At 67.4% G+C, this 9,751-nt stretch carries 8 protein-coding genes and 2 rRNA genes; 7 read left to right on the top strand and 3 right to left on the bottom strand.

Features of this window, described 5'->3' with window-relative positions; all coding sequences use genetic code 11:
• From AB0B96_RS09740 to AB0B96_RS09725, 4 genes are all read left to right on the top strand, one after another.
• Window positions 1-89: ribosomal RNA gene (locus tag AB0B96_RS09740) — 23S ribosomal RNA — on the top strand; the annotation flags it as partial.
• 135 nt (window positions 90-224) lie between these two features.
• Window positions 225-341 (top strand): 5S ribosomal RNA (rrf, locus tag AB0B96_RS09735).
• A gap of 518 nt (window positions 342-859) precedes the next feature.
• A complete protein-coding gene (locus AB0B96_RS09730) occupies window positions 860-2,572 on the top strand; it encodes a hypothetical protein (protein WP_362897390.1) in 1,713 nt (570 codons plus the stop codon).
• Window positions 2,479-3,633 (top strand): hypothetical protein, encoded by a 1,155-nt coding sequence (locus AB0B96_RS09725; protein ID WP_362897389.1) that lies wholly within the window; start codon window positions 2,479-2,481, stop codon window positions 3,631-3,633. Before AB0B96_RS09730 ends, AB0B96_RS09725 begins: the two co-directional genes overlap by 94 nt.
• A gap of 243 nt (window positions 3,634-3,876) precedes the next feature.
• On the opposite strand, the gene AB0B96_RS09720 is transcribed toward AB0B96_RS09725, so the two are convergent.
• Window positions 3,877-4,803 (bottom strand): MBL fold metallo-hydrolase, encoded by a 927-nt coding sequence (locus tag AB0B96_RS09720; protein WP_350947810.1) that lies wholly within the window; start codon window positions 4,801-4,803, stop codon window positions 3,877-3,879.
• A 109-nt stretch (window positions 4,804-4,912) separates the two neighbouring features.
• Here AB0B96_RS09720 and AB0B96_RS09715 point away from each other — a divergent pair, with 109 nt between their 5' ends.
• The gene (locus tag AB0B96_RS09715) at window positions 4,913-5,365 is read left to right on the top strand and encodes a hypothetical protein (protein WP_362897388.1); all 453 of its coding nucleotides are present in this window, start codon (window positions 4,913-4,915) and stop codon (window positions 5,363-5,365) included.
• 123 nt (window positions 5,366-5,488) lie between these two features.
• On the opposite strand, the gene AB0B96_RS09710 is transcribed toward AB0B96_RS09715, so the two are convergent.
• Complete coding sequence (locus tag AB0B96_RS09710) at window positions 5,489-7,000, bottom strand: DUF1015 domain-containing protein (RefSeq protein ID WP_362897387.1); 1,512 nt, start codon at window positions 6,998-7,000, stop codon at window positions 5,489-5,491.
• Window positions 7,001-7,111: 111 nt separating this feature from the next.
• Between AB0B96_RS09710 and AB0B96_RS09705 the strand changes: the two genes are divergently transcribed.
• Window positions 7,112-7,543 carry a tetratricopeptide repeat protein gene (locus AB0B96_RS09705; RefSeq protein ID WP_350947807.1) on the top strand — a complete coding sequence of 144 codons (432 nt, stop codon included), beginning with the start codon at window positions 7,112-7,114 and terminating at the stop codon, window positions 7,541-7,543.
• Window positions 7,544-7,769: 226 nt separating this feature from the next.
• Entirely contained in the window at window positions 7,770-8,789 is a 1,020-nt protein-coding gene (locus AB0B96_RS09700; protein ID WP_362897386.1) for an HAD-IIA family hydrolase, read from the top strand.
• Window positions 8,790-8,965: 176 nt separating this feature from the next.
• Here the strand turns inward: AB0B96_RS09700 and AB0B96_RS09695 are convergent, their stop codons facing one another.
• Window positions 8,966-9,313: an SCP2 sterol-binding domain-containing protein gene (locus AB0B96_RS09695; RefSeq protein WP_350947805.1), complete on the bottom strand. Its 348-nt coding sequence runs from the start codon at window positions 9,311-9,313 to the stop codon at window positions 8,966-8,968.
• Between the last annotated feature and the right edge of the window lie 438 nt (window positions 9,314-9,751).

Here is a 9,751-nt window from a genome sequence, read left to right as displayed (position 1 = left end):
CCCGGTAGACGACCGGGTTGATAGGCTGGAAGTGGAAGCGCAGTAATGTGTGGAGCTGACCAGTACTAATAGGCCGAGGACTTGACCACAAAGCAATGTGCTTGGTCTGTTGCAGCGCTCTGTCCCTTCGCCGGGTCCGGAGCAGCGCCAGGCCAGGGATTGTGCCCGCGTCCACTAGGCAATTCTGAGACAACAAACGGTAGTGTTTGTGTGTTTCATAGGGTTACGGCGGTTATGGCGAAGGGGAAACACCCGGTTACATTCCGAACCCGGAAGTTAAGCTCTTCAGCGCCGATGGTACTGCACCGGGGACGGTGTGGGAGAGTAGGTCACCGCCGGACAATCTTTCACGTAGGGCCCTCACCGTTGGTGGGGGCCTTTCGTGCTTTCCAGGGCCTTTTTCAAGCGATGCCCCAGGACCCTCCAAAGGACGCTCGGGGTATTGGAAGGCCGGGCTCGAGGTTTCGGCGTGTGGGTTTCCGCTGAGGGGGCCCTTTTGCGTTATGAGTAGTGTTAGTCAAGCGGTCTTCGGCTCCTGCGGCAAGGTACCGGCCGGCAGCTGGGATGGCTCCGGGATTCTCTCAAAAGCCATCCACGAAGGGGCCGCCGTGATGCCCATGATCATTCATGGGTGCAGGGGAAGGGCGTATGGACTTTCAAGGGCTTGCTAGGCTGGAAGGGCCGGGCCACCCCACCAGCGGGTGGCCTTCGTCGCGCCAGACCACGATAGGGGCGGGGCAGCGATAGCGAACGGGGCGCACCCCGCGGCCGGAGACCGCCCGGATAGCGAACGTCTCATCCGAACGAGGAGATGGGACGCGCTCGCAGAGTGACCCAACGAATGGACCAGAAGTGAACAGTGACAACGGGCCTGAGGGCGCGGGCCGTCGCGAAGAGAGCGAAAACCGCGGATCCGGCGGCCAGGGAGGCCGCCGCAGCGATCGCGCAGGTGGTGACAGGGGACGTCCGGGTGACGGTCCCCGGTATGGTGAGCGCCGAGAAGGGCGCCCGAGTGGTTCTTACGGCTCTCGTGATCGTGGCGACCGGCCGTCCTACAACCGTGACGACCGCGGTTCCGGTCGTCCTCCGTTCAACCGTGACGACCGCGCAGGGGGCGGGCAGAGGTCCTCGGGACCGCGTGGCGAAGGCCAGCGTTCTTATGGTGACCGCGAGTCTCGCGGTGGCTCCTACGGAGCCCGTGATCGTGGCGACCGGCCGTCCTACAACCGTGATGACCGCGGTTCCGGTCGTCCTCCGTTCAACCGTGATGATCGCGGTGGTGAGCGCAGGCCGTTCAACCGTGATGACCGTCCGGGCGGCGGCTATCGCGGGGATCGTCCCGCGTTCAACCGTGATGACCGCGGTTCCGGTCGTCCTCCGTTCAACCGCGACGACCGTGGTGGTGAGCGCAGGCCGTTCAACCGCGATGATCGTGGTGGTGAGCGCAGGCCGTTCAACCGTGATGATCGTGGTGGCGAGCGTCGTTCGTACGGTGACCGTGACCAGTCGCGTGGTCAGTACGGTTCGCGTCCCGATGGTGGTGAGCGCAGGCCGTTCAACCGCGACGATCGCCCCGGTGGTGGGTATCGCGGGGATCGTCCCGCGTTCAACCGCGATGACCGCGGTGGTGACCGTCCTCCGTTCAACCGCGACGACCGCGGTGGTGAGCGTCGTTCGTACGGTGATCGTCCGGGTGGCGGGTATCGCGGGGATCGTCCGTCGTTCAACCGTGATGACCGCGGTGGTGGCCGTCCTCCGTCCAACCGTGACGACCGTGGTGGCGAGCGCAGGCCGTTCAACCGTGATGATCGTGGTGGCGAGCGTCGTTCGTACGGTGACCGTGACCAGTCGCGTGGTCAGTACGGTTCGCGTCCCGATGGTGGTGAGCGCAGGCCGTTCAACCGCGACGATCGCCCCGGTGGTGACCGTCCTCCGTTCAACCGTGACGACCGCGGTGGTGAGCGCAGGCCGTTCAACCGTGATGACCGTCCGGGTGGCGGCTATCGCGGGGATCGGCCGTCGTTCAACCGTGATGATCGCGGTGGTGACCGCAGGTCGTTCGACCGTGACAGCCGCGGGGGGGATCGTCCTCCGTTCAACCGTGATGATCGGCCGTCGTCCAGCCGTGATGATCGTGGTGGCGAGCGTCGTTCGTACGGTGATCGCGACCAGACTCGTAGCCGCTACGGTTCGCGGCCGGATGGTGAGCGCAGGTCCTTCAACCGGGATGATCGTCCCGGTGGTGGGTATCGCGGGGATCGTCCCGCGTTCAACCGCGACAACCGCGGTGGTGACCGTCCTCCGTTCAACCGCGACGACCGCGGTGGTGAGCGCAGGCCGTTCAACCGTGACGATCGTCCGGGCGGCGGTCGTCCCTTCGGGAACCGCGACCGCGACGGTGAGGGTTCTCGCACCCGCTATGGCCGGGACGACCGGTCCGGGGGGCGCGACGAGGCTCCCGGCGGCCAGCGTGAGGAGTTGCCCGAGCTCGCGCCGGACATCACTGCGGAGGAGCTCGACAAGGAGATCCGCGAAGAGCTGCGTTCTCTTCCGCTCGACCTCGCGGATCTGATCTCCCGCCATCTCGTGGCGGCCGAGAGGGCCCTTGGCGAGGACGACGCGGAGCGGGCCTACGAGCACACGAAGGTCGCACGCCGCTTCGCGGCCAGGATCGGAGTGATCCGTGAGGCTGTCGGTATCGCGGCCTACCGTGCCGGCCACTTCTCCGAGGCGCTCAGCGATCTGCGCGCGGCTCGCCGGATGACAGGTTCCGACTCGTTCCTGCCGATCATGGCGGATTGCGAGCGCGGTCTTGGCCGCCCCGAGCGTGCGCTTGACCTGGTCCGTTCCAAGGAGGCCGAGCGACTCGACCGCGTCGGCAAGATCGAGCTCGCCATCGTGGAGTCCGGCGCCCGGAGAGACCTCGGTCAGAACGACGCCGCGGTCATCACCATCCAGCGCCTTCCCGAGCTGCGTGACACCCGTCCCCAGCCCTGGTCGGCCCGTCTCGCCTTCGCCTACGCCGACGCGTTGTCCGCGGCCGGTCACGCGGGGCCGGCCACGGAGTGGTTCGGCCGGGCGATGACCTTCGACGAGGACGGCGAGACCGACGCGGCCGAGCGTTACGCGGAGCTGACGGGCGCTGTCATCGAGGACATCGAGGACATCGAAGAGGACGACATCGAGGACGGGGAAGTCTTCGTCGACGATGACACCCGCGCCGACGATGACGCCGATGCCGAGGGCGATGATGAGGTCAACGTCGACGATGACGCCGATATCGACGACGTCGCTGCTCTGGACGAGGAGATCGAGGCCGAAGACGATCTCTTTGACGACGACTTCGACGCGAACCGTCCCACTGCCGATGACGCTCAGGACAACGGTTCCGTCGACGAAGAGCACTCCGCCGAGGTGAGCTCCCCCGAGAAGGTCTCTTCCGAGGGCGAGGCGGTCGACGCCGAGCGGAAGACGGAGGAGAAGCCGGGCAAGGTGGAGCACGCTGTCGGCCCTGCCTTCATCGAGCCCGACTTCGGCGACATTCTGAGTGACGCCTCCGACACCGACTCCGATGAGGACGAGGATCAGCGCGAGGACGACGAGCAGGGCCGGGGCAAGGCCGAGAAGAAGTAAGTCCAGGGAACCTTCGCCGCATTCCGGGTGGACGAGCTGTGCGCCCGGAATGCGGGAGGTGTCTCCATCGTTCTCAGCGAGGGGACTGCCAGGTTTACCCGGTGAATTGCTTCCCTGTCACCGCCCCTGTGTTTGAAACGGTCAGGGCTTGGCCGTCGCCTACCTCGACGGAGGGAGGCGAGAAGCCGCTTCTTTCGGGGAGCGGAGGAGTCACAACGGCCCCGAGCCTTGCAGGGCACGTTTTCACGGCTGGATTCGATCCAGCCAGTGCAGGATTCCGGCCACGTTGGACGGGGCGCCGCTCAGCAGCTCGAATTGTTCGGCGGTCGCCTCGTCCGTCTTCAATGCCGCGTAACGGTCGCGGGTGCGCTCCCTGACCATGGCAACGGCGTGATCCAGGTCCATGCCCTCCGTGTGGGCCTGACGGGTCAGGTCGACCCAGACACGAAGCTCCTCGGCGGAGCGTCCCAGGATCTCCTCCACATCCGTGACCGGTCCGTAGTGACTGAAGAGCAGCCTTTGCGGGCCCAGTGCTTTGAACAGGGCGATCGAGTCCAGCGCGGTCCGCAGGTCGAAGTCCGGCGGAGGCGTGGCGGGACGCAGGTCGCCCGTCTCAGGAAGGTAGACCCCGGCCGCATCACCGACATAGAGGTCTCCGGTGCCGGAGTCGATGAGTCCGACATGGTGTTTGGCGTGCCCCGGCGAGTAGTGGCTGTTCAGGGTACGCCCGTTGCCGAGGTCGATCGTGTCGGTGTCGTCGAGCGCGCGGATCCGCGAGGCTTCTGTCGGGGAGAGTTCGCCGAACAGGGTGTCGAGCTTGTCGCCCCAGACCATTCGCGCGCTCGCCATCAGCCTGGATGGATCGGCGAGATGCCGGGCACCCTTCTGGTGAACCACAATCTCCGCATTCGGGTAGAAACCGGCGATGTCGCCGACCCCGCCCGCGTGATCCAAATGGATGTGCGTGACGACGACCGTGGCGAGATCTCCGGGTCCGACGCCCAGCGAGGTGAGGGCGTCACGCACCACGGGGGCGGAGGTGGAGGTGCCGGTCTCAACCAGGCAGGGACGGTCTCCAAGGATCAGGTATCCGGCCGTGATGCTGGAGTACCCGGCCATCCTCGTATCGATCTCATAGACGTCCCCGCCGAGGGCGGTGATGTTGTCCACAGGCCACCTCATAACTGGAACCGGTATCCACAGAACAGTATTCGGCCATTCCGGTGCAGCTCACATCGTAGAGAGTCGTCCTCGACAGGCAGGATCGAGGGAGGATCGCATGGATCGTAACGAGGTCATTCTCGTGGGCCGCCTACCTGAGGTGGCCCACGTCAGGCCGTTGCAGAGCGGAGGCACGCTCGGCACCTGGCGGCTCATCGTCCGGCGGCGACACCGCGGGCGTGGCGCCCGGGTCGACACCATTCCGTGCGCGTCGTTCGAGACCGATGTCATCGAGGCCGTGGCCGGTTGGCTTCCCGATGACATCGTCGAGGTGACGGGTTCGCTGCGTCGGAGATGGTGGGGAAGCGAAGGGGCCAAGTCGTCCGGCTACGAGGTCGAAGTGCGTTCGGTGAGACGTCTTGAGCGTAAGGTCATCACGATCCTGGCCTGTGACGAGGAGGTTCCCGTGCCCGTCCCGCCTCGGCCGGTGCGCTCACTCCTGCATGCGAGGAGGGGGCCACGGGACCGGGGGGAGGAGCCGCGGCTCACCCCGGCGAGATCGGGTAACTGACGCCCTACTTCCAGGGCATGCAGGATTCCGAGATCTCGGACCGACCTCCACGGCTCGGGAAACGCAGGGTTTCGGAGTTTCCGCGGCATCCGGCTCTTCTCAGGGGTCCGGCCCTCCTGAGTTTCAGGATCCTGACTTCGCGGAGGGCGGGTTTTCTTCGGAAGGTGTCCGTCCCGGGGTGAGCGTGCGCAGAACCAGACCGGTTCTGGGCTTCGGGCCGAAGGAGGTGGACTTGCGAGGCACTCGTTCCCCCTGAGCCGCGACGGCGAGCACCTCGTCGACCGCGAGCGGGCGCAGAATCACCGCGGTTCCACCGGACGTCCGCGCGAGCCGTACGGCGGCCTCCGGGTCGTGGTGGACGACGCGCACCGACTGTTCGTCGTCCCGCATCCCCCACACCTTCGGCAGAAGAAACTCCGCGAGGATGGAGGTGTTCAGCGCCCGCCACCTGGCCGAGTGCTCGGACGGCATGGCGTGTTCGAGCTGGTCGGGATCGGGGTCGGTGAGAAGGTGTGCGGACCCGCCGGCGGACAGCAGGTAGGCCGGTCCGCTGGTCTCCTCCAGTGCGGCCAGACCTTCGGCCAGGTCCGCGTGGTCGTGCACCTGCCACGAGCCCCTCGCCTTGGCCAGCGCCTCCTCAAGCGGCAGTCCGGGAATGACCCGGTGGATGGCCTTCAGATCCGGTGGGTAGGCGCTGGAGTCCACCAGGAGCGCGAGACCGAAGTCCCACGGACCGGGCTCCGGAGGGTTCGTCGGGCTCACCGCTTCCGTGGGTTCCACCGGGCTCACCGAGGCCGTGGCTTTAGCGGGTTTCCCGGGATTCGTGGCTTCCGCCGACTCCGCGGGGGTGCCGTCCGTCATGGGCGTCACCGATTCCACGGCTGTCGTGGGTTTCATGGACGTGGTTGTCGCGGCGTCACTCGTGACGGAGGCAGTGACGGAGGCGCGGTGTTCCCGCTGGAGCGCGAGATAGGTGGCGTAGCGGTGGTGCCCATCGGCGATCAGGGCCTGGCGGGGGCGGAGGTCGGCGTCGATGGAGGCGAGCTCGCCGGTGTCGGTGACGGCCCACAGCCGGTGCCTGACCCCGTCCTCGGTCTCCGTCTCCGCCAGAGGGGGCCGGGACGCGGCGATGCGGTCGACGAGGTGTGTGGTGGCGCCGCCCGCACCGTCGTAGAGCAGGAAGATGGGTTCCAGGTTGGCTTGCGTGGTGCGCATCAGCGCGAGCCGATCGGCGACCGGTCCGGGCATCACGTTCTCGTGAGGAAGGATGATGCCCAGCTCCGGACCGGCCAGGCCCACGTCACCGATGATCCCGCGCTGCAGGATGCCAGGACCCGACTGCTCATAGATGTAGACCGCGGGTGTCTCGTCGGCGGTCAGCACCCCGCAGGAGAGCCACTGGTGAAGAGTCTCCCGCGCCTCGGCGTATTTGTGATGGTCGGTGCCGGGAAGGATCAAACGCACCACATTGTTGGGGTGAAGGTCGAGCAGCTTCCGCACCTCGGCCTCGTCGATGAGGTCGTACGGCGGGGAGGTGACTCCGGCCAGATCGTCGACCGTGAACCGCACGCCGTGAAACGGGCGCAGCACCAGCCCGCCGGGTATCGGCAGTTCAGGATTCGCCATAGAGGGCATGCTGCCATAAAGGCCTGAAACGGCCGGGGGCCGCTTCGAGTCTGCGATGGTGCCTGGTCCGTCAGGAAATCGGCCAGATCTGTCGTCTGTCGATGAAGGAGGCCTCACATAATGGTCCAAGGACGTGGCGGTCCGTCTGATTCCCCCAGCCCCGAGACGGGCGCTCCGGCCGGGGACGTCTACGAATGGTTCCAACGAGGGACGAAACTGCTGGCCGAGGGCAGTCCGGCGGCGGCGGCCGCGCTGCTGGAGCGGGCGGCCGACGCGGAGCCGGAGTCGCGGAGCATCCGGGAGGCCCTCGCCCGAGCACAGTTCAACTCCCGGCAGTACGCCGACGCCGTCGACAGCTTTCGCTGGATCATCGACGCCAATCCGGCTGAGGACTACGCGTATTTCGGTCTTGGGCTCGCCCTGTGGCGCACCGGGGACATGGAGGGGGCTCAGGAGCCACTGGCGATCGCCGTCGCGATGCGGCCCGACCTGCGGCACTATGTTTCCGCGCTGAAAAGTGTTCGCGCCACGTTGCGTGCCCGCAGGATGTGATCCGTACGAGTTCGCCGTTGTGATCCCGAACGCCCGCAGGATGTGATCGGTGCCGACCTTGCCGGTGTGATCGGTTCCTGCTGCCGACGCGACCGGTGGGTGCCCTGCCGGTACGCCCCGAGGATGCTCGCCCGGTTGATCCGTGCGGGTTCGCAGGACGTGATCCAGGCGGTTCCGCCGCATGGGAGCGGTGCGGGCGGTGGAACGTGGGTGATGAAATGGGCCGGTGGACACGAATACGCTGATCGACCCGTATGACACCCTTCTCCTTGACCTTGACGGGGTGGTGTACCTCGGGCGCAACGCCGTACCGGCGGCCCCGGAGTCCCTGCGCCGGGCGGCGGAGGGTGGTGTACGTCTCGCCTACGTCACCAACAACGCCTCACGCACCCCCGCGGCCATCGCCCAGCACCTGCGCGCGCTGGGCGCCCCGGCGGAACCCGAGGACGTCGTGACCTCCGCCCAGGCCGCCGCGCGGGTCGTGGCCGAGCGGGTCGAACCGGGCGCCGCGGTGCTGGTGGTCGGTGGGATGGGGCTGCGCTCCGCACTGCGCGTCCACGGACTGCGCCCGGTCAGCACCGCCCTGGAGGGGCCGGTCGCGGTCGTCCAGGGCATCGCTCCCGATCTCTCCTACGGCCTGCTGGCCGAAGGCACGCTCGCGGTGAGAGGGGGAGCCCTCTTCGTCGCCGCGAACGCCGACTCGACCATGCCGACGGGCAGGGGTGAGCTTCCCGGTAACGGCTCGATGGTCAGGGTCATCGCCACGGCGACCGGGGTGGAGCCGATCGTCGCGGGCAAGCCCGAGCCGCCCCTGCACCGCGAGTCGATGCTCCGCACCGGATCGCAGCGGCCTCTGGTGGTCGGTGACCGGCTCGACACCGACATCGAGGGAGCGACCAACGCGGGGGTGGACAGTCTGCTGGTCCTGACGGGAGTGGCGGGCCCGCTCGACGTGCTGACCGCCGCTCCCCGGCACCGGCCCACCTACGTCGCCGCTGATCTGTCCGACCTGCACCGGCCCTACCCCGAGGTGCGGAGGATCGCGGACGGGTGGACCTGCGAGGGGTGGACGGCCCGCTGGGAGGAGGGCGTGCTCACCCTCGAAGGCGGGGGTGGGCCGCTTGACGGGCTTCGCGCGGCTTCCGCGGCGACCTGGGAGGCCGTGGGCGAGGGCCGGGCGGACGAGGACGCGGTGAAGGCGGCACTCGACTCAGCGCTCTCGCCACGGGCCTCGCGTTCCGGCTGAGACGGCCGCTCGACCCCGGCCTCCTCCAACGGCCGCCCAGCCCTCGTCATCCCCTTCTCGGCGTGACCTCACGTGCTCCCCTTGACGCCGAGCCCAGGCCGGGAGGCCGGGGCCGGGCGGGCCGTCGCCCTGCGTGACCCTCTCCGCCCGTGTGATCCCGCCCTCGGGCGGGATCCTCAAAGGAGCTTGCGCAGGCGGAGAAGGTCACCGAAGCTGGCGTCGACCTTGATCCGGCCGCCGAAGACGGCCCGTCCCATGTCGAGGTCCCCGTTGACCAGCGAGATGAGATCATCGCTGCCGATGGTCAGTTTCACCTCGGCCTGCCTGCGGTCGTCCGGGGAAAGATCCTCGAAGGGACCGAGGCCGCCGTGGTGGATGTGGCCGTAGAAGGTGACGCCGAGATCCTTGATGTGGCAGCTGATACTGCGTTCGACCACGTGCTTGTCGCGGCTCTCCCGGTCAACCTCGTCGAACTGCTCGCCGAGTTTGCGCAGTGCCACCCGGCACTCGTCGACGGTCGCCATCGCGTGGCGCTCCCTTCTCTTCTCCCTGACCGATCCGAATCCCTTTCAGGTACGGACGGTAGCGTTCCACATGGGTACGGCATGCAATCCGGCGCGGGGGCACCGGAGAAAGAGGCTTCCGCAATGGCGTTCACGACATCGCGGGGTTATGCGCCGACGGCCGCCGACCTTAATGGCATGACAACGATCGAGGTTCCCGCGATAGTTCGCGGTTTACCCATCTTTGGAAGATCTCTCCCTTCCTTGCCCGCGCTGGGCCGACCTGTGTGGATCGGCCGCTGCGGATCCCCCCGTATCCGTGCGGATCGGCCGCCGCGAATATCCCGCGTCTGTGCGGGTCGGCCCTCGCGGATCCCCCTGCGTTCAAGGGAAGGACGGGGCGGGATTCGCGGCGTGGGGAGAACCCGCCGAGGAGGGGAGCCCGTGCATGGGCGAGGG

This window comes from Streptosporangium sp. NPDC049046, assembly GCF_040649155.1.
Taxonomy (GTDB): Bacteria; Actinomycetota; Actinomycetes; order Streptosporangiales; family Streptosporangiaceae; genus Streptosporangium.
The sequence above is the reverse complement of the archived record's forward strand: the minus strand, read 5'-3'. Positions and strand labels throughout refer to the sequence as shown.

Coding starts and splice junctions, on each gene's coding strand:
- AB0B96_RS09715 (WP_362897388.1), top strand. CDS start 4,913: ATGGATCGTAACGAGGTCATTCTCGTGGGCCGCCTACCTGAGGTGGCC.
- AB0B96_RS09710 (WP_362897387.1), bottom strand. CDS start 7,000: ATGCCCTCTATGGCGAATCCTGAACTGCCGATACCCGGCGGGCTGGTG.
- AB0B96_RS09705 (WP_350947807.1), top strand. CDS start 7,112: ATGGTCCAAGGACGTGGCGGTCCGTCTGATTCCCCCAGCCCCGAGACG.
- AB0B96_RS09695 (WP_350947805.1), bottom strand. CDS start 9,313: ATGGCGACCGTCGACGAGTGCCGGGTGGCACTGCGCAAACTCGGCGAG.